Origin of the sequence: Rhodococcus sp. 06-462-5, from assembly GCF_002258315.1 — a bacterium.
In the GTDB taxonomy this organism is placed as follows: domain Bacteria; phylum Actinomycetota; class Actinomycetes; order Mycobacteriales; family Mycobacteriaceae; genus Rhodococcoides.
Map to the genome: position 1 here is coordinate 67,883 of NZ_NOYD01000053.1, position 20,821 is coordinate 88,703.

A 20,821-nucleotide genomic window follows, 5' to 3' on the forward strand; every position below is an offset into this window, starting at 1 on the left:
GCCATGTCACTGCCCGAATTCTGGTTCCTCATCATCGCCTTCTTCTTCGTCGGGTACTTCGTGCTCGAAGGGTTCGACTTCGGCGTGGGAATGCTCATGCCCATCCTCGGCAGGCACCCCGATTCCGCGACGGGGGAGAAGCGCAGGCGGGCCGTTCTCAATACGATCGGCCCGGTCTGGGACGGCAACGAAGTCTGGCTCATCACCGCAGGCGGTGCGTTGTTCGCAGCGTTCCCCGAGTGGTACGCAACGTTGTTCTCGGGCTTCTACCTGCCGCTGCTGCTGATCCTGGTGGCACTGATCCTGCGCATCTGCGCCATCGAATGGCGCGGCAAGATCGACGACCCGGTGTGGCGCAAACGCTGCGACATCGGCATCGGCATCGGCTCGTGGGTTCCGGCGGTGCTGTGGGGCGTCGCCTTCGCCAACATCGTGCGCGGCGTCGCCATCGACGAGAACAAGAAGGTCACCGCCGGCTTCTTCGATCTGCTCAACCCGTATGCACTGCTCGGCGGAGCCACGATGGCACTGGTGTTCGCGCTGCACGGCGCGGTGTTCATCGCACTCAAGACCTCCGGAGACGTGCACGAGGACTCGGTGAAAATCGCAGCGCGACTGGCAATTCCGGCAGTTCTCGTCGGCGGCACCTTTGCTCTGTGGACCCAACTCGCCTACGGCAAGACGTGGACCTGGGTACTCGTCGGCGTGGCAGCGGTCGCACTGCTCCTCGTCGTCGCACTGACGGCGAGAGTGCGCGAAGGCTGGGCCTTCGTGTTCACCAGCGTTGCCATCGTCGCGGTCGTGGTGCTGCTGTTCGCCTCCCTGTTCCCGAACGTCATGCCGTCCAGCACGGATGCCGCGTTCGATCTCACCATCGCGAACGCGTCGTCCAGCCCGTACACGCTGAAAGTGATGACCTGGGCCGCAGCCTTCGCCGCACCCGTCGTCATCGGATACCAGGCGTGGACGTACTGGGTCTTCCGCCAACGTATTTCGAGCGCTCAGATACCGGATTCGATCGGACTGACGGTGAAATCGTGACCGCGCCCGCTCGCACGAGGGGACCGGTCGATCCCCGACTGTGGAAATACTCTCGATCTGCGCGGGGCTATCTGATCGTCACGGTCGCTCTGTCGACCGTCGTCACGCTCTGCATCATCGTGGGCGCGTTGACGATAGGACGTGTGCTGGCAGGCGTCATCACCGAACCGACCGCCAGATCACTGTCCGCCTGGACGACCGAACTGGCCGTGCTGGCGGGCGCAGTGGCCGTCCGTGTGCTCGCAACCGGAGCCCAGTCCCGCTACGCGCACCGGTCGACGTCACGGGTGGTGGCCGAGCTCGAAGTCGAGGTACTCACCGCAGCAACACGATTCGAGCCTCGGGAGCTCGACCGCGAGCGCGAAGAGTTGGCCGTCGTCGTGACCCGAGCCATCGGGGGTCTGCGGGCGTATCTGACCGGATACCTGCCGGCGCTGGTGTCGGCGATCATCGTCACTCCGCTCGTTCTGATCGTCATCGTCACCCAGGACGTGACCTCGGCGTTGATCATCGCGGTGACCCTGCCGCTCATCCCGATCTTCATGATTCTGATCGGGTTGCTGACGAAGGGGCGAGCCGCGGCGACGCTCTCCACGATGACCCGGTTGTCTGCGCAGTTGCTCGATCTACTGGCCGGTCTGCCGACCTTGCGCGCGCTGCGCCGCGAACACGGACCGGCCGCTCGCATCCGTGCACTGGGCGACGCCCATCGGCGAACCACCATGCGCGCGTTGAAGGTTGCCTTCCTCTCGTCGATGGTGCTCGAGTTGCTCGCGACCCTGTGCGTCGCGCTGGTGGCCGTCGGCATCGGATTGCGCTTGGTCTTCGGGGAGATGACGCTCGAAGCCGGCATCATCGCGTTGATTCTCGCCCCCGAGGTGTACTTCCCGCTGCGCGCCGTGGGTACCCAGTTCCACGCGGCAGAGGACGGCGTCGAGGCCGCGGACCGTGCATTTCGAGTCCTGGATCGGCGTACGACACAGCCGATCGGCGGCCGGACCGTCGACGCCACGACCGCGGACATCGAACTCGTCGGACTCACCGTCGCGAGCCGGGACGGCGACGCTCCCGCGGAACTGAGTGCTCTGTGTCGGGCGGGCACCATCACGGTGCTCACCGGTCCCAACGGCTCGGGTAAATCGACTGCACTGCAAGCGGTTCTGGGACTCACGACGCCGACGAGCGGTGCGGTTCTCGTCGGCGGCGTTCCCGTGGTCGATCTCGATCTCGACCGGTGGTGGGCTCAGGTCGCCTGGCTGCCGCAGCGCCCGGTGCTGCTTCCCGGCACGCTCTACGAGAACGTCACGCTCCACGGTCTGCCCGACGCCGCTGCCCTGGACGCGGCCTGCCGCACTTCGGGATTCGATGTCGTACTGCGAGAGCACCCGAACGGCTGGAACACCCGCGTCGGACAGGGCGGAGTGGGGCTGTCCCTCGGGGAACTGCAACGCCTGGCCCTGACCAGAACCTTCGTCTCCGATGCTCCGGTGATGGTACTGGACGAGCCGACGGCGCACTTGGACACGGCAAGCGAAAGGACTGTGCTGCAGGCTATTCGAGACGCAGCCGACCGGGGCGTCACCGTGGTGATGGTCGGTCACCGACGCTCGGTGCTGCACGCCGCAGATCGCGTCGTCGAGGTGCGAAGCAGCTCATCGGTGGCACGGGAGTTCGATCATGTCTGACCTGAAACGCGCACTGGCCCTGTTCGAGCTCTCCCCGCGACGGGTGGCACTGGCCGTGGCCGCAGGCGTGGCAACCCTGGGCAGCGCACTGGCTCTCGCCGCGCTGTCGGCATGGTTGATCACCCGGGCCTGGCAGATGCCTCCGGTGATGGACCTGACCGTTGCAGTGGTGGCCGTTCGCGCGCTGGGTATTTCGCGCGGAGTGTTCCGCTACCTCGAACGATTGACCACGCACGACGCGGCCCTGAGCGGTACGACGGCAGCGCGCACGAGGATCTACGAGCAACTGGCGAACGGACACGGCGTGCTCGCTCTGCGGCGCGGTGACGTCCTGGCTCGCACCGGGGCGGACGTCGACGTGCTCGGCGACGTCGTCGTACGCGCGATCGTCCCCATCTGCGTCAGCGTCGTGATGATGCTCGCATCCGTGGGCCTGCTCGCCGGGATCTCGCCCGCTGCCGCGTCGATCCTGGCGGTGTCGTTGCTGATCGCCGGGGTCGGCGCACCGATCCTGGCGGCGCGGTCGGCACGGATCGCCGAAGAGGCGGGAGCCGACGCCGATGCCCGGTTCGCCGAGACAGCCGTCCGGGCCCTCGATCACGCCGCGGAACTGCGGGTCGCCGGACGACTCGACGCGACGCTCGCCGAAGCCCGCGGGGCAGCACGGGATTCGGTGGTGGCCCGCGACCGGGCGGCACGGCCGTCGGCGCTGGCCGATGCCGCCGGCCCGCTGTCGATCGGTGCCTCGGTGATCGGGTCCTTGCTCGTCGGCATCGGGCTGTACGGACCGACCGGAGGCACCGCGGGCGGTATGACACCGATGGCCCTGGCGATCATCGTGTTGGTTCCGCTGGCCGCGTTCGAGGCATCAGCGGCACTCCCCGGGGCGGCGATCGCCCTGATGCGTGGTCGAATCGCGGCCACTCGAATCCTCGCCATGCTCGATGCGGCTCCGCCGCAGTGGCGTGGTTACGTGCCCTCTGGGGCACTCAACCGCACCACTGCGCGGAGCGCACTCATCGGACCCAGCGGATCGGGCAAGTCCACGATGCTGCGGGAGTTCGCCGAGGAATGCGGTTCGGACGCAGCGCTGTTCGCCGAGGACGCGCACCTGTTCGACACCTCGATTCTGGAGAACCTGCGTGTGGTGCGCGGCGATGTCGACGAAGAACAGGCATCGCAGGCGCTGCGACGCGTCGGCCTGGGTTCATGGCTCGACGCTTTGCCTCTCGGCGTTCACACCACCCTGGTCGGCGGCGCGCAGGCCGTATCCGGGGGAGAGCGCCGCAGACTGCTGCTGGCGCGCGCTGTGCTCAGTACTGCACCGATCGTGCTGCTCGACGAGCCGACCGAACATCTGGACCGAATCTCCGGCGAATCGATACTGCGCGAGCTGCTCACCACCGAAGGAGGATTGTTCCGGGCCGACCGAACCGTGGTGGTCGTCACCCATCAACTGCCGGAGAACACCGACGCCGACCAGGTGATCGACCTCGGCCCGGACCGTGCGAAAAAACTCTTTGCCGACTCGGAATCTCCGGCGTACGTTGGGAGTACACGAGAGAGGAGGTGGTCTGAAGTTGATGAACTCTAGGACGCGTGAGGTGGCTGTCAGCTAGCCGCAATCGCTGACGGATTCACTGCGAAGACCGCGCGAGCGGCAGGCGAATCCCAGGCAGCTACCCGGCCCCCGAGCCCCCGACCTGTCCGGTCGGGACCTGAAAGCAGGTATGGCTCGGGGGCCGTTCGCATGCGGCGAGAAGAAGGATGCTCAGCCGATGTAGCGAGCCAGGCGCGCGGACAACCGCGGTGCCAGTGGGCCGTCGGCGACGACGCGTTCTTCGACGTACGCGAGATCTCCGCCGTCGACGATGCCGTAGAGCCGCCGGGCTCCGCCGACCAGTGCACCCGAGGTGCTTCGGATGACGACGTCGGTGGCGAGCTCCCAGGACGACTGGGTGAGCGCATGACCGTAGTACAGCTCGACGACCCCGGTGCTGTGGGTCAGCAGAAGTTCGACGACCTCTTCGTTGTCGGAACCCTTGACGCCGTCGCCCCCACTCATGCGCCAGAACCCGGTCTCGCGGAGATCGGGATGTGCGAAGTTTCCATCGGAGTCGAGACGCCACGAACGCGACTCCCAGCTCAGGTAGCTGCCACCGTCGTGGGTGACGACGATCTGCTGGCCGAAGGGGTAGTCGGTACCGGACTCGGGGTCGTGACCCTCGCCTTCGCCGCGCCACACGCCGACGAGCGGGAGCAGAGCGAGCATCGACGGGTGCAGATCGGGCCCGAGTCGGACGTTGGCCGTGTCGTCGGGATGCGGGATGTCCGGCAGCACCGGAACATTGCGCGTCGACGCCTCGGCGAATTTCTGCTCGGCAGCCGCTATCGCTTCGTCTCCGCTGGTGATGGGTTTGTCCAACCCCTCGTCAGCATTGCCGGGTTGCCCCGCGACCGGTTCTGTCACGATTCGTCGTTGACCAGTCGGTAGACGACGTACAGCGAGAACGCGATGATGGCTATTGCCGCAAGCACCAGCAACAACTCGAAGAAGATGACCACGAGTGCGAGTTTAACCCGCAGTGATCGTCATCGAGAACAGCGGCCCGAATCCGAGCTGTGTCCTTGGTGACATCTACCCAACTTGGGGGTCGTCAGTGCGCTGGATCACTCGTAGTGGTGGAGAAATCCCGGCGAGCAGGTACCTTCTTCGAGGGGCGTCGGGCGCTCGAGGGCGTGTGCTCGACGGTTTTCACTGTGTTCTGTCTCGAAGGCTGGGGAGGTCTCCGCAACAATGCTGCGTCGTAAACGGGCTCTGACATCGTCGTTCGGATCCGTGTTGTTCAGGTCCGGGGTGGTCACTCTGGCGTTGGCGCTCGCCGCTCCCGCAGCTGCGCTCGCCGCTCCGGACTCGGGATCGTCGGACTCGGGGTCGTCGGACTTCGGGTCTTCGCAGGGCCCGAACATCGACCCCAACAACTACGCGCAGGACTGCCCCGATGTGCTGGTGCTGGCGGTGTCCGGTGCCACCGACTCGGCGTCGGACCGCAATCCTCTGGCCGAGCAGGCGTCCACTGTCGCGTCGAACTGGGTCGGGAACGTGACGGTCCCGGTCGGTGAGGCGAATGCCGACAGCCCGGGTACCGTCGGCTGGCTCTACGTCCCGTACGCCTCGACGTACGGCTTCGACGTTCTGGACAACGTGCCGACCTACCACGAGTCGATCGTGGAAGGTGTCGCAACGACCAATCGTCTGATGGACGAGTACAAGGTCAAGTGTGGAGACCGAACCAAGTTCGTACTCCTCGGATACAGCGTCGGCGGCGAGGTACTCGATCGTTTGTCCACCGAGATCGGCACGCGTGACTCGAGTGCCCTGGTGAACGGCGACGACATCGCAGGCGTGATCATGGTCGGTTCGCCTTACCGCCCGGCCGGGGTGCCGAATTTCGGTGACGAGCCGGGTGAATCGCTCGGTGGCTTCATGGACCAGTCACCGCGGGATTACGGAACGCTGACCGACAAGGTCACCTGGTCGTGCCGACCGTGGGATCTGGCGTGCGACGCTCCGGACGACATCGAACTTCTGCAGCTCGCCCTCGAGATCATCTCGCAGATGCGGCTGACCGTCCTGAACCCGGTACAGACCGTGTCCGACTTCGCGCGCGCAGTGACGACCATTGCTTCGCGTGCGATCGTCGATATCGCCACCGACAAATCATGGTTCACCTCCGACGAGACTCTGCTGCAGGTCTTGGTGAGGGTGGCGGATGTGGATTACACCGTCGCTGATCAGCAGGCGGTGGACGCATTGACCCCGGAGCAGCTCCTCGCCGATCTCAACTGGGCAATGGGGCCCGGTGCCGAGACCGTGGAAGCCAAGCTCCGTGCCGAGGCCACCGGGTTCGAGGAGAACAACAAGGGCATCGCCGATGTCGTGCTCGGGCCCTACCTGGCGCTCGGCTTCCTGCAGCACCTGTCGTACTGGTACAACGACCCCAACGACGGGTACGAGTGGGAGAGCGAGAAGATGGTCGCTTGGATAACCGACCTTGCACGCACCGAACGCGAAAAGAAGGACGCGACCGGGCCACAGACGTCGACGCCGGAAACCCCCGCCCCCGAGACCGCACCCGAATCTCGCCTGCTGCCGGAGCCCGGAACTGTCACTCGGGTCAGCGATCTCGGTGCGTTCCTCGAATCCCAGGGAATTCCGGTACCGGAAGGGATGTTCCCGCCGCAGTACTCGACGGTTCCCGACCCGGCAGCCCCGGCACCCGTTCCCAACTAGGAGCCTCCGGAAGACCGAAAAACCCCCGCACCTGCTCGCAGGTGCGGGGGTTTCGTCGTTCGATACGAACGGGCGGAATCAGACTCCGACGGTGACGTCGGCCGAGTGCACGCCTGCGCCGTCGGGAGCGATGACGGTGTCGCCGTTGCCCGATGCCGACAGTGCACGCAGCGTCCACTGTCCGGGAGCAGCGAAGAAACGGAAGTCGCCGGTTCCCGACGCGACGACCTCTGCGGTGAATTCGCCGCTGCCGTCGAGCAGGCGCACGAACGCGCCTGCTACCGGCTCACCGTCGCCTGCGAGGACGCGGCCGGTGATGACCGTTTCCTTCTCGACGTCGACGCCTGCGGGGATGGTCTGGCCTTGTACGGGTGCTCCACACATATCAGTGAACCTCCAGCTCGATGGGTGCTCCGACGAGAGAGCCGTATTCGACCCAGCTGCCGTCGTAGTTCTTGACGTCTTCCTTGCCCAGGAGCTCCTTGAGGACGAACCAGGTGTGGCTCGAACGCTCACCGATGCGGCAGTAGGCGATGGTGGCCTTGCTGTCGTCGTAGCCCTTGGTCTTGTACAGCTCTTCGAGCGCTTCGTCGGACTTGAACGTGCCGTCCTCGTTGGCGGTGGTGCTCCACGGGATGTTGATCGCGGACGGCACGTGGCCACGCTGCTGGGCCTGTTCCTGCGGCAGGTGAGCCGGGGCGAGGATCTTGCCCGAGAACTCGTCGGGCGAACGCACGTCGATCAGGTTCTTGTTGCCGATGGCGTCGATGACCTCGTCGCGGAACGCGCGGATCGACAGGTCGGGAGCCTCGGCGCGGTACTGCGTGGTCTCACGGCTGACGACGTCCTTGGACAGCGCGCGGCCGTCGAGTTCCCACTTCTTGCGTCCACCGTCGATGAGCTTGACGTCCTTGTGGCCGTACAGCTTGAAGTACCAGTAGGCGTAGGCGGCGAACCAGTTGTTGTTTCCGCCGTACAGGACGATGGTGTCGTCGTTGCTGATGCCCTTGGCCGACAGCAGGTCCGAGAACTGTTCCTGGTTGAGGAAATCGCGGCGAACCGGGTCCTGCAGGTCCTTGCGCCAGTCGAGCTTGACCGCACCTTCGATGTGTCCGCCGTCGTAGGCGCTTGCGTCTTCGTCGACCTCGACGAAGACGGTCTTCGGTGCGTTCAGGTTCTGCTCGGCCCAGTCGGCAGAGACCAGGACGTCGGAGCGAGCCATGGTGTTCCTTTCGGTGTTTCTCTATGGATCGGTGAAGGTCAAGCAGTGGTGCGCGAGGTGGTTCGCAGTCGCGCAGCGAGGGGGTAGATCATGCAGCCGAGGCACACCGCGAACGCGGCGTTGAGGAAGGCCGCGAACAACGCGAAGCCCGCCGCCACGGTGCCGACGACGGGAGCGCCGAGCGCGAAGCCGAGAACTCCGACGGCGGCGAACACGAAGCCCACCAGTTGAGCGAACTTCAACGGTGCCACCGGCTCGCGTTCGCTGGTGGGGGAGAGCCTCGGCGCGACGAATGTCGCGTAGATCGTGCCGTACGGACTGTGCTTGGGTCCGCGGACGGCTCCGATTCCGAACACGATCGCCTGTAGCCCGAGCAGGATTGCTGCCGCGGGGACCGAGAACGTGGTGAGGACGAGAACGAGGACCAGAACGGCGGTGGTGATCCATGCAGCGAAGCGTGGTCCGCGAACATCGACCTGGTCGACGGTGGTGTGGTCGGTGGTTCTGGTGTCGGGTGTCGACATCGAGATGTACTCCTGTGCGAGGCCGGGACACGCCGCATCGGCAGTGCTCGGACGTGGATTTCGATCATGGGGCCGGACATCACGCATCGGCGTGGCGGCAGAAGGAAATCAGCAGCAGCGACAGCAACAACCGCCCAGTCGGCACAGATCAACCGTGCGTCGACTGGTGAGCATCAGCTCGTGGCGGGAGAACACGAAGAGCATCCTACCCGTAACCAGCGGCGGGTCCTACCGCCGGTCCCGGCAGGGTAGGTCAGAGGTCGTCGAGCGCCGACCGTAGCGCCGCCGCGGACGGCACACCCGCGATTCTGGAGCGCCGTTGCAGTGCGGTGTCGAGGACGAACGTCGTGGGCAGTGACAGCACGCCCAGCTCGCGGGCGAGGATGGGATGGGCGTCGATGTCGAGTTCGAGTTCCCGGGCATCGTTTCGGCCGTCCAGCACCTGCTGGACTACGCGTCGCACGGCTGCGCACGGTCCGCACCAGTCCGCCGAGAAGTGCAGCACCGTCGCGGAGTCGGTCGTGGCACCCGCGTCGAGCAGGAGCGGGTACAGAGCGTCGGTCTCGGAGTCGGTGGTCCGCACTGCGCGCACGGTGCCGGATCGGCTGCGAAGGAACAATCCGGTAGCGACGGCAAGGATCGCCACGACGACCAGAACTGTGATCCCTGTCACGGCTTCTCGATCTCGTTGAGGTCGATGGTCACGTTCTCGCCCGATCCTTCGACGACGATCTGCGAGCCCTCCGCGTAGACGTCGGTCGGGAGGAGCCCGAACGGCAGACTCTGCCGCTCGATGGTCTTGGTGAACAGTCCCAGCACCGTGGGCTTGGCGAAATCGGGAATCGAGAAATCTGCCTGACCCTCCGGACCGAAATAGAAGTCCGACGCGACGATGGCGACACTGTCACCTTCGAGCAACAGGTCGGCCTGGACGCTCACCGTCGTTTCGAGGGGGCCGACCGGAACCGTTCCGGTCAACACGACGCCCCCGGTCGTGGTCTTGCCCGACCCGCCGGAACCGCCGGTCCCGTCCGACTTGTCGGCCGGCGGCGCGGAAACCTGCAGGTCGACGATGCCGAGGAACCGACCGAGGTCCGTCGCCTCGATACGGACGCGGCCGTCGAGCTCGTCCACCGGGATCGCCCGCACGTTGTTGTCGATCAGGTCGGACAGCGCGATGTGCACGCCGCGGAGATTGGCCTCGATCGTCGTCGAGCCGACGTATTCGGTCGGCACGTCCTGCGCTCGGATCTCGATGTTCTGGTAGCGGCCGTCCGCCGCCTGGGTGAGGAACGGGAAGCCGTGCACGATCACCTGAGGATCCGAGGTGAGCTCACCGCCCGCGCGGATCGCGCGGGAGACTCGGTACTCCGAGTAGGCCGCAGCGCCGAAATCCACCACGAGCGCGAGGGCCAGCAGGCTGGCGAGTCCGATGAGAAGTGTGCGCACGGGTCCATTGTGACCGACGGATCGCGTACTGCCCTCTTCGGCCGGTTGTACGGACAAGCTAGTCTGTGTCCTTGACGATCACTCCAATCCAGCCTGGGCTGGACCGGCCAGCAGTAAGAATGGAGACGCAGTGGAGCTCCTACTACTGACCTCCGATCCCAATCCGGAGGGCGTTCTGCCGTCCCTCGCTCTCCTGGCGCATCACGTACGCCCGGTGCCCACCGAGGTGTCCTCGCTTCTCGAAGCCGGTTCGGCAGACATCGCACTGGTCGACGCGCGCACCGACCTGGCTGCTGCTCGTGGTCTGTGTCGCCTGCTGGGAAGTACCGGATCGGCCATCCCCGTCGTCGCAGTTCTCACCGAAGGCGGGCTCGTCGCGGTGAACTCCGACTGGGGCCTCGACGACATCCTGCTCCCCGGTACCGGACCCGCGGAGCTCGACGCGCGACTGCGGTTGCTGGTCGGCCGTAGCGGGGGAGTCGCCAGCCCGGAGACCTCGGGCAAGATCACGCTCGGCGAGCTGGTCATCGACGAAGGCACCTACACCGCGCGACTACGAGGTCGTCCGCTCGACCTGACCTACAAGGAATTCGAGCTGCTGAAGTATCTGGCTCAGCATGCGGGTCGGGTCTTCACCCGCGCGCAGCTCCTGCAGGAAGTGTGGGGCTACGACTTCTTCGGTGGCACTCGCACCGTCGACGTCCATGTTCGACGCCTCCGCGCCAAGCTCGGTACCGAGTACGAGTCGCTCATCGGGACGGTGCGCAACGTGGGATACAAGGCTGTTCGTCCGGCCCGCAACGCCAAGGGTGGACCGGTGGCATCGGAGGCTGCCGACGGGGATTCCGACGATGCGGATTTCGAGTTCGAGCAAGAGAGTACGCTCTCGTAGATGAGTTCGGATCCTGCCTTCGACGTCCATTCGATCGACGGCGGAGCACCGTCTTCCCGAGTTTCCTACGAGATTCATCGAATCCTTTCGCGCGCAACGGAAGCCGACGGCACTGCGCCCTTGTCGGAGCAGGCCGTGAAGACCGTCGACGACGGCGACGAGGTCGTTCGGTTCGTCGCCACCGAGGGTGATCGTGTCGTCGGCTACGTGGGAATCGCCGACGGGATGGCCGAGGCCGTCGTCGATCCTTCCTTCCGTGGCCGCGGAGTCGGACGCGAATTGGTTTCTCGCGCAATCGATATCGGCTCGGACACTCGTATCTGGGCGCACGGAAACCTACCCGCCGCGCAGGCCGTCGCAGCGCGGCTCGGGCTGCAGGTCGTTCGCGAGCTGCTGCAGATGCGCCGCGCGTCCGAGCATCCAGAACTTCCGGATGTCGTTGTGCCGGATGGTATTTCACTCCGAACCTATCGGGGACATCAGGACGATGCCGAGCTGCTCCGCGTGAACAACGCGGCATTCTCCTGGCATCCCGAGCAGGGTGGCTGGACCGATCGCGACATCGACGCACGACGAGAAGAATCGTGGTTCGATCCGGCCGGTCTGTTCCTGGCGTTCGAGGAGGGCAGTGACCGCCTCCTCGGTTTCCACTGGACGAAGGTCCACCCGGCCGACGGCGTGGAACCGGCCATCGGCGAGGTGTACGTGGTCGGCATCGACCCGCAGTCGCAGGGGCGCGGTCTGGGTCGAGTGCTCACGCTGGCCGGCCTGCACTACCTACGCAACAGAGAACTGGGCCGGATCATGCTCTACGTCGAGGCCGACAACACCGCTGCCGTGCACACCTACACGAAGCTGGGTTTCGAGAACTACCACGTGGACGCCGCGTACGCGCGCGGTGCGTGAAACGGACATACCAACTGCGGTGTTCATCTCCCGTTCACCCACGCGGGGGTAAACGTCTACCACCTGCCCTTACCTTTCTCCATGGGCGGCAACCTACGCCGCCTGGTGCGAGGTTCTGTTCTCGAGCCGGCACCCACACAGTCACAGCGCGGCCGATCAGGTCCGAGCCGTGGACACGGCCTACAGATTCCCCGGAGGAAACAGGTGAACCTCAAGCGCAACGGTGCTCTCATGAGTGCAGTGGCCATCAGTGCCATGTTGCTGACCGCATGCGGTAGCGACGCCAACGTCGCCACCACGGACGGCGCATCCGACTCGTCGGCTACCTGCGAGGGCAAATCCCCGCTGACCGGCGAAGGCTCGTCCGCGCAGCAGAACGCAATGTCCAACTTCACCTCGATCTACTCCGGCGTGTGCGCCGGCAAGGCAGTCGAGTACACCACCAGCGGCTCGGGTAACGGCCGCACGCAGTTCGTCGCCGGACTGGTCGACTTCGCCGGCTCCGACTCCGCGATCAAGGACGAGCAGGCAGTCGAGGCGGCCACCCGCTGCGACAGCAATCCGGCGTGGAACCTTCCGCTGGTCTTCGGACCGGTCGCCGTGGCCTACAACCTCGACGGCGTCGACAACATCGCGCTGAACCCGGACGTCATCGCGCGCATGTTCACCGGCCAGATCACCACCTGGAACGATCCCGCCATCGCCGCACTCAACGAGGGCGTCGACCTGCCGTCCACCCCGGTCACCCCCGTCTACCGCTCCGATTCCTCGGGCACCAGCGACAACTTCCAGCGCTTCCTCGCCGCTTCGGCTCCCGAGGCGTGGACCCTGAACCACAGCTCCGACTGGGCCGGCGGCGTCGGCGAAGGTGCCAACGGATCCTCGGGCGTGGCCCAGGCAGTCGCAGCTACCCCCGGCTCGGTCACCTACGTCGAGAAGGGCTTCGCCGATCAGGAGAGCCTCGGCACGGCTGCCGTCGACTTCGGCAACGGACCGGTCGAGCTCACCACCGAGTCGGCTGCCGCAGCCATCGATGCGGCAACGTTCTCCGGCGAGGGCAACGACCTCGTCATCGACATCGACGCGCTGTACGCCAGCAACGAAGCCGAGACCTACCCGCTGGTTCTCGCAACCTACGAGATCGTCTGCTCGGCGGGCTACGACCCCGAGACCTCGGCAGCAGTCAAGTCGTTCCTGCTCAGCGCAGCCAACGAGGGTCAGCAGGGCCTCGAGGAAGCCGGCTACGTGCCGCTCCCCGAGTCCTTCAAGGAGCGTCTGACCACCGCTATCGAAGCAATCGCCTGATTCAATGAGACGTAACCCCGCTTCGGCTCGTGGCAACGCGAGCCGAAGCAGGACCGTCCTCGACCTCCACACGAGACAGTGAGCGGTATGAGCGACACCCACTCGATGACCGGCGTCCCCTCTGCGGCTACCGTGCCCACCGCGGGTGCCGCGCACAAACCGGAAGAACCACAATTGTCAGACAAGAACAAGACGGGGACCGTCACACGTCCCGGTGACAGGATCTTCTCCGGCCTCGCCAAGGGCTCGGGCATCTTCATCATCGCCCTGATCGCCGCCGTGGGCATCTTCTTGCTCTGGCGTGCCATCCCTTCACTGTCGAACAACACGGTCAACTTCCTGACCTACAACGGCGCGTGGGACACCTCCAACACCTCGGCCATGGTGTTCGGCGTTCTCGATCTCTTCCTGGTCACCGTCACGGTGTCTCTCTTCGCGCTGATCCTCGCGATGCCTGTCGCACTCGGCATCGCCATCTACCTGACGAACTACGCACCCAAGCGAGTCGCGGGACCGCTCGGTTACGTCATCGATCTCCTGGCCGCAGTTCCGTCGATCGTCTTCGGCCTCTGGGGCCTGTACGTCCTCGCGCCCGCCATCAGCCCGTTCGCAGAGTGGCTGAACGCCAACCTGGGTTGGTTCCCGCTCTTCGGCACCGGCTCGGTCTCCATCGCAGGCGGTGGCACCATCTTCACCGGTGGCATCGTGCTCGCGGTCATGATCCTGCCGATCATCGCAGCGGTGACTCGCGAGGTCTTCATGCAGACGCCGAAGGGGCAGATCGAAGCAGCTCTCGCCCTCGGAGCCACCCGCTGGGAGGTTGTGCGCACCACGGTCATTCCGTTCGGAAAGTCCGGCTACGTCAGCGGCTCCATGCTCGGTCTCGGTCGTGCACTCGGTGAGACCATCGCGCTCTACATCATCATCCGCAGCACTCAGGCAACCTTCGGCGGAACATTGTTCGACGGCGGTTCCACGTTTGCCACGAAGATCGCGCTGGCCGCGGGCGAGTTCAACAACCCGCTCCAAGCCGGCGCCTACATCGCCGCGGGTCTGGTGCTCTTCATCCTCACCTTCGTCGTCAACGCCGGTGCCCGCGCCGCCATCGCCGGAAAGAAGGACTGACCCGTGACCGCAACCATGGACAAGCCCGTCAAGGAACCGACGTTCCAGGGCGTCAGCGCTCGGCGTAAAGCGTCCAACCTCACGGCGACGATCCTCGTCAGCCTCTCGGTGCTCGTCGCACTCGTTCCGCTCATCTGGGTGCTCTACACGGTGATCTCGCGCGGACTGTCCGCCGTGGTCTCGCCCACCTGGTGGCAGAACTCGCAGGCCGGCGTCACCCAGTTCATCGCAGGCGGCGGTGCCTACCACGCCATCGTCGGAACACTCCTGCAAGGACTGTTCTGCGCCATCATCTCCATCCCGATCGGCATCTTCGTAGCCATCTACCTCGTCGAGTACGGGGCCGGTACACGACTGGCTCGAGTGACGACCTTCATGGTCGATATTCTGACCGGTGTTCCGTCGATCGTCGCGGCCCTGTTCATCTACGCACTGTGGATCGCCACCTTCGGATTCCAGCGCTCCGGTGTCGCCGTCGCATTCGCCCTTGTGCTCCTGATGATCCCCGTGATCGTGCGCTCGGCCGAGGAAATGCTGCGCATCGTCCCGCAAGACCTGCGCGAGGCGTCCTACGCCCTTGGCGTCCCGAAGTGGAAGACCATCGCCAAGATCGTCATCCCCACGGCCCTGTCCGGCATCGTCACCGGAATCATGCTCGCCCTGGCCCGCGTGATGGGTGAGACGGCACCGGTGCTGATCCTGGTGGGATCGGCCACCGCCATCAACTTCAACATCTTCGAGGGGCCGCAGACGTCTCTGCCGCTCATGATGGTCGACCTGCAGAAAGCAGGAACCGGCGTGCTCACCGCTGAGCGCATGTGGGGAGCAGCCCTGACGCTGATCCTGATCGTCGCAATACTCAACATCGGCGCGAAGTTGGTCTCGAAGTTCTTCTCGCCCAAGAACTTCTGACCCACTCGACTCCAGCGAAATCTAAGGAACGAAGAACATGGCAAAGCGTCTCGATCTCAAGGACGTCAACATCTACTACGGCAAGTTCCATGCCGTCTCCGACGTCACTCTGGCCGTACCGCCGCGCAGCGTCACCGCGTTCATCGGACCGTCCGGCTGCGGTAAGTCGACCGTCCTGCGTTCGCTCAACCGCATGCACGAGGTCACTCCCGGTGCCCGCGTCGAAGGTTCGGTGCTGCTCGACGGCGAGGACATCTACGGCAGCGGCGTCGACCCCGTGGGTGTGCGTCGCACCATCGGCATGGTCTTCCAGCGCCCCAACCCGTTCCCGACGATGTCGATTCGGGACAACGTCGTCGCCGGCCTGAAGTTGCAGGGCGGCCGCGGCAAGAAGGAACTGGACGAGATCGCCGAGCGCTCGCTCAAGGGTGCCAACCTCTGGAACGAGGTCAAGGATCGCCTCGACAAGCCCGGCGGCGGCCTCTCCGGCGGTCAGCAGCAGCGTCTGTGCATCGCTCGCGCGATCGCCGTCTCGCCCGACGTTCTGCTGATGGACGAGCCGTGCTCGGCTCTCGACCCCATCTCCACCCTCGCCATCGAGGACCTGATCCAGGAACTCAAGCAGGACTTCACGATCGTGATCGTCACGCACAACATGCAGCAGGCCGCACGTGTGAGCGATCAGACCGGCTTCTTCAACCTCGAGGCAACCGGTAAGCCCGGCAAGCTCATCGAGATCGACGACACCGAGAAGATCTTCTCCAACCCGACGCAGAAGGCCACCGAGGACTACATCTCCGGCCGCTTCGGATAACCACACACCGACGACAGAACCCCCGTCGAGCGAAAGCTCGGCGGGGGTTCTTCGTGCGTGTCTGCGCGTGTCGTTCCGATGCGAGAACCGAGTAGCGCTGCAGCGCAGCGCCACTCGGTCTCGACGAGGGTGGTCCTACGAGGTGGGAATGTTGTTGTGGCTCAGGTCGGCGGGCAGCTCACCCGTCACCAGGAAGATCACTCGACGGCCGACCTCGACGGCGTGATCGGCGAATCGCTCGTAGAAGCGACCGAGCAGGGTCACGTCCACTGCAGCGGCGACGCCGTGGCTCCACTCGCGGTCCATCAGCACCGTGAAGAGGTGACGGTGCAGATCGTCCATCGCCTCGTCCTCCTCCTGCAACTTCGCAGCGCGCTCGGGATCGCGGGTCTCGAGGACCTCACGGGCCGAAGCACCGATCTGAACGGCCAGGCGACCCATCTCGGCGAAGTACCCGTTGACGACCTCGGGGAGGGCGTGGTTCGGGTGCCTGCGACGGGTGATCTTGGCGACGTGCAGTGCGAGTGCGCCCATACGGTCGATGTCGGCAACGATCTGAATGCCGGCCACCACCGAACGGAGATCGCCTGCGACCGGAGCCTGCAGGGCGAGAAGGGTGAAGGCCTTCTCCTCGCACACCGCGCTGAGCTCGGTGATCCTGTCGTGTTCGGAAATGACCTGCTCGGCGAGCACCAGGTCTGCTTGAAGGAGGGACTGAGTGGCCTTTTCCATGGCCGCACCAGCCAGGCTCGCCATCTCTCCGAGGAGATCGGCAAGCTCGTTCATCTGTTCGTTGTAGGCGACGCGCATGAGCGAAGTTTAGTAGGTCACTCCGACCAGTTCTCTGTCCCGAGGGTTAACGGAGCATGAATGAAGTCAGGCGCACGTGTCGTCGGCGGCGTTGGTGTACGAGAGATCCTCCGGAAGGGGCGCACTCTGGGTGGTTCCTTCCACCTGAGTGGGATCGATTTCGGTACCGAATGCCGTCGGATACTGGGTGTATCCGGGATAGTTCGAGCCGAGCACGACCTCGACGACATTGTTCAGGCTCGGTGCCAGCTCGATGGCAGCGCCGGGAATCGCCGACGCGACCGTCGCCGCAGCCGCCTCCTGATCCTGCGAGTAACGCACCACGGTCTGGGCCGCGGTGCCCGAGAAGTTGCCGACCGTCAGGATCTGGAATCCGTAGACCGCGAGTTCGTCGGACGCCGTCTGCGCCATCCCGGCGATGTCGGATGCGTTGGACACCTGAATCGACACGGTCGACGGGTCCACGGCCAACAGCGGCGCGTCGGGTACTGCGGCAGGTGCGGGCGCGTCGGGTGTGACCGGCTCGGCGCGTTCCTCGCCGGGCAACGGAGCGTCGTCGATGATGGCCTGGAAGATCGCACCGATCGCGTCGTCGTTGGGGATCTCGTTGCCGTAGTCGTTGGTGCCGGTGGTCGGGATGGTCAGGAAGGTGACCGCACCGGCGTCCACGTTCTGCAGCGAACGTCCCAGCGTCACCAGGTCCTGGGTCTTGACGTTCTCCACGAAGGTGTCCGAGGTGAACGCGTTGACGAAACCGTTGAGCTTGCCGGGGTCGAGCAGGACGTTGTTCGAGAGCGCGGACCGCAGCAGTGACGACAGGAAACGCTGCTGTCGCTTGATGCGGCCGTAGTCGCCGTTGCCCTCGGACTCGACGTTGCGAGCCCGAACGTAGTTCAGTGCGGTCCGGCCGTCGATGCGCTGGGTTCCGACGTTGGGAAGGACGTTTCCGAGTTCGTAGTCGAACAGGGGTTGCGCCGTGCAGACCTCCACACCACCGACCTCGTCGACCATGGACTCGAACCCGGCGAAGTCCATCCCGACGAAGTGTCCGATCCGCAGGCCCGAGATCTTCTGAATGGTCTTGACCAGACACTTCGGGCCGCCGAGGGCGTAGGTGGCGTTGAGCTTGTCGCCGTAGGCCTCGGGGAACATCTCCCCGGTGTAGGTATTGGTGATGTTGTCGAACTGCTCGCACTCCGGCCGCGTCACATCCAGGTCCCGGGGGAAGGAGACCGCGACGACGCGACTGCGGTCGGCAGGGATGTTGACCAACATGACGGTGTCCGAGCGCGATCCTTCCGCGTCGGCGACGGTTCCGGCTCCCACCTCGCCGCTGGCACCGGCACGGGTGTCGGTGCCCACGATCAGATACGTCTCGTCGCCGTACTGCCCTGCGGCGTCGACGACGTCGGTCGAATCGGGATCGAGAGCGGCGACCTGGAGAAATCCCTGATCGGTGTTGCGTAGGTATCCCCACACCACTCCGGTCAGAGCCACCGCCAGGATCGCGACGAGGGAGACCAGGCTTCGGCCGATCATCCGCACCCGACGGCGTCGACGTACCCGGCTCATCGCCAATCGCGTCAGAGCCGGGCGATCGGCCGCGGGCGCACCTACGGATTCGGGTGCCGCATGCGGCGGCGGAGTCGGCGGCACTGCCCGGGCAGGCGGGGGAGTGGATTCGGTGATGGGGGCGATGACCTCGGTCGGCTCTTCGACTTCGGGACGTTCGGCAGGCACCCGCCGCATCGATCCCGAGCGCGACATCTTGTCCACCAACTCGGCCACCGAGACGGTGTCGGCGTTACGCGGTGATCGTTTGCCGAGCCTGCCGCTGTCTTCGGGCTGCGGCGGTTGCTCCGGGTCCGGTGTCGCAGGGCGCTCGGAGCGAGGGGGGCGCTGTCCGGAACGTCCGATTGAAGACAGCGGGCGCTCCCATGGGGCGCGACCCTCGGGCACAGACGGGCCCGACTCTCGATCGTCTCCCACGAATTCGAACCTGGCCTTCCATCACACGCACGCGCCGTCAACTCGGCAATCCCAGCCATAGTACTGACTCGAGCGGCATGGTCCACTCGTGCGAGGTGGGCGGCTGGTCAGCCGCGAATCAGCCGCCGGAATGCATCAGGTCGGCACCGGCAGGAACACAGACGTCCTCCGGATCGTCGAGCCAACCGTCGGGCAACGCAACCGTGCCCGGCGAGCCCTGCCGACCACGGGGGCCTTCGGCGTCCTTGGGAAACGGAACGGTCGGATCGAGTTGCGCCAGAAGATCGTCCAGCTCGGCGAGTGTCGACACCAACGCCATCGAGACCCGAAGATCCGACCCCGCGGGAAAGCCACGGAGATACCAGGACACATGCTTGCGCAGCTCACGCAGACCCTTGCTCTCACCGTGATGCTGAGCGAGCAGCTCGGCATGCCGAGCGATGATGGTGGCCACCTCGCCGAGGGTGGGTGGAGTGGGCTCGGGCCTGCCGTTCAGGCGGGCACTGAGTTCTGCGAACAACCAGGGCCGACCGAGGCAACCACGTCCGACGACGACGCCGTCGCACCCGGTCTCCGCCATCATGCGAACCGCGTCGGACGCCGAGAAGATGTCGCCGTTGCCCAGCACCGGGATGCCGGAGACATGTTCCTTGAGTCGCGCGATCTCGTTCCAGTCGGCGGTGCCGGAGTAACGCTGCGAGGCAGTTCTGGCGTGCAGTGCCACTGCCGCCGCGCCCTCGTCTGCGGCGATTCGACCTGCGTCGAGATGGGTGTGGTGGTTCTCGTCGATGCCGACGCGGAACTTGACGGTGACGGGAATGTCCGTGCCCTCGGTCGCCTTGACGGCCGCAGCGACGATGCGACCGAACAGGTTCCGCTTGTAGGGCAGCGCAGCACCGCCGCCCTTTCGGGTGACCTTCGGAACCGGGCAGCCGAAGTTCATGTCTATGTGGTCGGCCAGATCGTCGTCGACGATCATCTTCGCCGCGGCGTACGTGGTGTCCGGATCGACGGTGTAGAGCTGCAGCGACCGCGGGGTCTCGGTGGGGCCGAAGGTCGTCATGTGCATCGTCGCCGGCTGGCGTTCGACGAGCGCGCGTGCCGTGACCATCTCGCACACGTACAGACCCGATGTACTGCCCGCCCGCTGCAACTCCTGCTCCCTGCACAGAGTGCGGAACGCCACATTGGTGACGCCGGCCATCGGTGCGAGGACGACGGGGCTGCGCAACTCCAGCGAGCCGATCTGCAGTGTCATGGAAACAAGCCTTTGGAACGGAGGGAGAACTGTCAGGAGAAAAAAGGGTGCCCGGTACCGAAGTCGGTACCGGGCACACCAGCCGATCTGAGCTTACGACGCGCGTGCTTCGGCCTTCGCGCGTTCGCGGGCGAGGGAGCGATCGCGCATCTCCTCGAACTTGGTGGCCTGCCGCTCGAGGTCTTCGAGGAACGCGGCGAGTTCCTCGCGCTTGTTCTCACCGCGTGCGGTGAAGTCGTTGCGCTCGAAGACGCTCCACTTGCGCAGGACCGGCCAGACGACGTCCTCGAGGTGCTGCCGCAGGTCGTAGATGCCGTGCTTGGCCATCAGCACACCGTTGCGGCGGAAGTTCGGCATGCCTGCACCGGGCATGACGAAGTTCGTCACGATGTCGGAGACCGCGTCGAGGGTCTGGTCGGGAGCGATGTCCATCGCCGCGCCGGTGATGTTGCGGTAGAAGATCATGTGCAGGTTCTCGTCGGCGGCGATGCGCTGGAGCATGCGGTCGGCGATCGGATCGTCGCAGACCTTGCCGGTGTTGCGGTGCGAGACGCGGGTGGCGAGTTCCTGGAAGGTCACGTAGGCGACCGAGTGC

The 20,821-nt window shown here is 65.3% G+C and carries 20 protein-coding genes; 10 read left to right on the top strand and 10 right to left on the bottom strand.

All coding sequences use genetic code 11. The features are described from left to right. The first annotated feature begins 3 nt into the window (after positions 1 to 3). Genes cydB through CH251_RS24450 form a run of 3 tightly spaced genes read left to right on the top strand, consistent with a single transcriptional unit; the run spans position 4 to position 4,320 of the window. Complete coding sequence (gene cydB, locus CH251_RS24440; protein WP_094615491.1) at positions 4 to 1,041, top strand: cytochrome d ubiquinol oxidase subunit II; 1,038 nt, start codon at positions 4 to 6, stop codon at positions 1,039 to 1,041. Next, a complete protein-coding gene (cydD, locus tag CH251_RS24445; protein WP_094615492.1) occupies positions 1,038 to 2,726 on the top strand; it encodes a thiol reductant ABC exporter subunit CydD in 1,689 nt (562 codons plus the stop codon). Before cydB ends, cydD begins: the two co-directional genes overlap by 4 nt. Further along, complete coding sequence (locus tag CH251_RS24450) at positions 2,719 to 4,320, top strand: amino acid ABC transporter ATP-binding/permease protein (RefSeq protein WP_094615493.1); 1,602 nt, start codon at positions 2,719 to 2,721, stop codon at positions 4,318 to 4,320. Before cydD ends, CH251_RS24450 begins: the two co-directional genes overlap by 8 nt. Positions 4,321 to 4,497: 177 nt before the next feature. Here the strand turns inward: CH251_RS24450 and CH251_RS24455 are convergent, their stop codons facing one another. After that, entirely contained in the window at positions 4,498 to 5,151 is a 654-nt protein-coding gene (locus tag CH251_RS24455; protein WP_094615517.1) for an FABP family protein, read from the bottom strand. Positions 5,152 to 5,523: 372 nt separating this feature from the next. Between CH251_RS24455 and CH251_RS24460 the strand changes: the two genes are divergently transcribed. Then, positions 5,524 to 7,020, top strand: a complete 1,497-nt coding sequence (locus CH251_RS24460) for a cutinase family protein (RefSeq protein ID WP_094615494.1) — start codon at positions 5,524 to 5,526, stop codon at positions 7,018 to 7,020. Between the two features lie 78 nt (positions 7,021 to 7,098). Here the strand turns inward: CH251_RS24460 and CH251_RS24465 are convergent, their stop codons facing one another. The 5 genes from CH251_RS24465 to CH251_RS24485 all read right to left on the bottom strand — a co-directional run bounded on the left by CH251_RS24465 (position 7,099) and on the right by CH251_RS24485 (position 10,215). After that, complete coding sequence (locus CH251_RS24465) at positions 7,099 to 7,404, bottom strand: DUF1416 domain-containing protein (RefSeq protein ID WP_094615495.1); 306 nt, start codon at positions 7,402 to 7,404, stop codon at positions 7,099 to 7,101. A 1-nt stretch (position 7,405) separates the two neighbouring features. Continuing rightward, the gene (locus CH251_RS24470) at positions 7,406 to 8,242 is read right to left on the bottom strand and encodes a sulfurtransferase (protein WP_068049880.1); all 837 of its coding nucleotides are present in this window, start codon (positions 8,240 to 8,242) and stop codon (positions 7,406 to 7,408) included. Positions 8,243 to 8,280: 38 nt separating this feature from the next. Then, positions 8,281 to 8,766 (bottom strand): DUF4395 domain-containing protein, encoded by a 486-nt coding sequence (locus tag CH251_RS24475; protein WP_094615496.1) that lies wholly within the window; start codon positions 8,764 to 8,766, stop codon positions 8,281 to 8,283. Positions 8,767 to 9,019: 253 nt separating this feature from the next. Further along, entirely contained in the window at positions 9,020 to 9,439 is a 420-nt protein-coding gene (locus tag CH251_RS24480; RefSeq protein ID WP_094615497.1) for a thioredoxin family protein, read from the bottom strand. Continuing rightward, positions 9,436 to 10,215: an LmeA family phospholipid-binding protein gene (locus tag CH251_RS24485; protein WP_094615498.1), complete on the bottom strand. Its 780-nt coding sequence runs from the start codon at positions 10,213 to 10,215 to the stop codon at positions 9,436 to 9,438. Before CH251_RS24485 ends, CH251_RS24480 begins: the two co-directional genes overlap by 4 nt. Positions 10,216 to 10,345: 130 nt before the next feature. Between CH251_RS24485 and CH251_RS24490 the strand changes: the two genes are divergently transcribed. The 6 genes from CH251_RS24490 to pstB all read left to right on the top strand — a co-directional run bounded on the left by CH251_RS24490 (position 10,346) and on the right by pstB (position 16,169). Next, entirely contained in the window at positions 10,346 to 11,107 is a 762-nt protein-coding gene (locus CH251_RS24490) for a response regulator transcription factor (RefSeq protein WP_094615499.1), read from the top strand. Then, a complete protein-coding gene (gene mshD / locus CH251_RS24495) occupies positions 11,108 to 12,013 on the top strand; it encodes a mycothiol synthase (protein WP_094615500.1) in 906 nt (301 codons plus the stop codon). A gap of 204 nt (positions 12,014 to 12,217) precedes the next feature. Then, positions 12,218 to 13,318 carry a phosphate ABC transporter substrate-binding protein PstS gene (pstS, locus tag CH251_RS24500; protein WP_094615501.1) on the top strand — a complete coding sequence of 367 codons (1,101 nt, stop codon included), beginning with the start codon at positions 12,218 to 12,220 and terminating at the stop codon, positions 13,316 to 13,318. A gap of 87 nt (positions 13,319 to 13,405) precedes the next feature. Beyond that, positions 13,406 to 14,443, top strand: coding sequence for a phosphate ABC transporter permease subunit PstC (gene pstC, locus CH251_RS24505; protein WP_032395898.1), 1,038 nt, complete (start codon positions 13,406 to 13,408; stop codon positions 14,441 to 14,443). Positions 14,444 to 14,446: 3 nt separating this feature from the next. Then, positions 14,447 to 15,355, top strand: a complete 909-nt coding sequence (gene pstA, locus CH251_RS24510; RefSeq protein WP_094615502.1) for a phosphate ABC transporter permease PstA — start codon at positions 14,447 to 14,449, stop codon at positions 15,353 to 15,355. Positions 15,356 to 15,392: 37 nt separating this feature from the next. Continuing rightward, the gene (pstB, locus tag CH251_RS24515) at positions 15,393 to 16,169 is read left to right on the top strand and encodes a phosphate ABC transporter ATP-binding protein PstB (protein WP_032395896.1); all 777 of its coding nucleotides are present in this window, start codon (positions 15,393 to 15,395) and stop codon (positions 16,167 to 16,169) included. Positions 16,170 to 16,304: 135 nt separating this feature from the next. Here the strand turns inward: pstB and phoU are convergent, their stop codons facing one another. The 4 genes from phoU to CH251_RS24535 form a co-directional block, all read right to left on the bottom strand. Continuing rightward, a complete protein-coding gene (gene phoU / locus CH251_RS24520) occupies positions 16,305 to 16,979 on the bottom strand; it encodes a phosphate signaling complex protein PhoU (protein WP_094615503.1) in 675 nt (224 codons plus the stop codon). A 66-nt stretch (positions 16,980 to 17,045) separates the two neighbouring features. Then, a complete protein-coding gene (locus tag CH251_RS24525) occupies positions 17,046 to 18,968 on the bottom strand; it encodes an LCP family protein (protein WP_094615504.1) in 1,923 nt (640 codons plus the stop codon). A gap of 118 nt (positions 18,969 to 19,086) precedes the next feature. Continuing rightward, complete coding sequence (gene dusB / locus CH251_RS24530; protein ID WP_094615505.1) at positions 19,087 to 20,226, bottom strand: tRNA dihydrouridine synthase DusB; 1,140 nt, start codon at positions 20,224 to 20,226, stop codon at positions 19,087 to 19,089. Positions 20,227 to 20,319: 93 nt separating this feature from the next. Further along, the coding region (locus tag CH251_RS24535; protein WP_179273652.1) for an acyl-ACP desaturase at positions 20,320 to 20,821 on the bottom strand (502 nt) is incomplete at its 5' end.

What these genes read in the sequence shown, in the direction of transcription:
- dusB (WP_094615505.1), bottom strand. Translation starts at nt 20,226, where the DNA reads ATGACACTGCAGATCGGCTCGCTGGAGTTGCGCAGCCCCGTCGTCCTC.
- CH251_RS24460 (WP_094615494.1), top strand. Translation starts at nt 5,524, where the DNA reads ATGCTGCGTCGTAAACGGGCTCTGACATCGTCGTTCGGATCCGTGTTG.
- CH251_RS24465 (WP_094615495.1), bottom strand. Translation starts at nt 7,404, where the DNA reads ATGTGTGGAGCACCCGTACAAGGCCAGACCATCCCCGCAGGCGTCGAC.
- cydB (WP_094615491.1), top strand. Translation starts at nt 4, where the DNA reads ATGTCACTGCCCGAATTCTGGTTCCTCATCATCGCCTTCTTCTTCGTC.
- mshD (WP_094615500.1), top strand. Translation starts at nt 11,108, where the DNA reads ATGAGTTCGGATCCTGCCTTCGACGTCCATTCGATCGACGGCGGAGCA.
- CH251_RS24475 (WP_094615496.1), bottom strand. Translation starts at nt 8,766, where the DNA reads ATGTCGACACCCGACACCAGAACCACCGACCACACCACCGTCGACCAG.
- CH251_RS24470 (WP_068049880.1), bottom strand. Translation starts at nt 8,242, where the DNA reads ATGGCTCGCTCCGACGTCCTGGTCTCTGCCGACTGGGCCGAGCAGAAC.
- phoU (WP_094615503.1), bottom strand. Translation starts at nt 16,979, where the DNA reads ATGCGCGTCGCCTACAACGAACAGATGAACGAGCTTGCCGATCTCCTC.
- pstB (WP_032395896.1), top strand. Translation starts at nt 15,393, where the DNA reads ATGGCAAAGCGTCTCGATCTCAAGGACGTCAACATCTACTACGGCAAG.
- pstC (WP_032395898.1), top strand. Translation starts at nt 13,406, where the DNA reads ATGAGCGACACCCACTCGATGACCGGCGTCCCCTCTGCGGCTACCGTG.
- CH251_RS24450 (WP_094615493.1), top strand. Translation starts at nt 2,719, where the DNA reads ATGTCTGACCTGAAACGCGCACTGGCCCTGTTCGAGCTCTCCCCGCGA.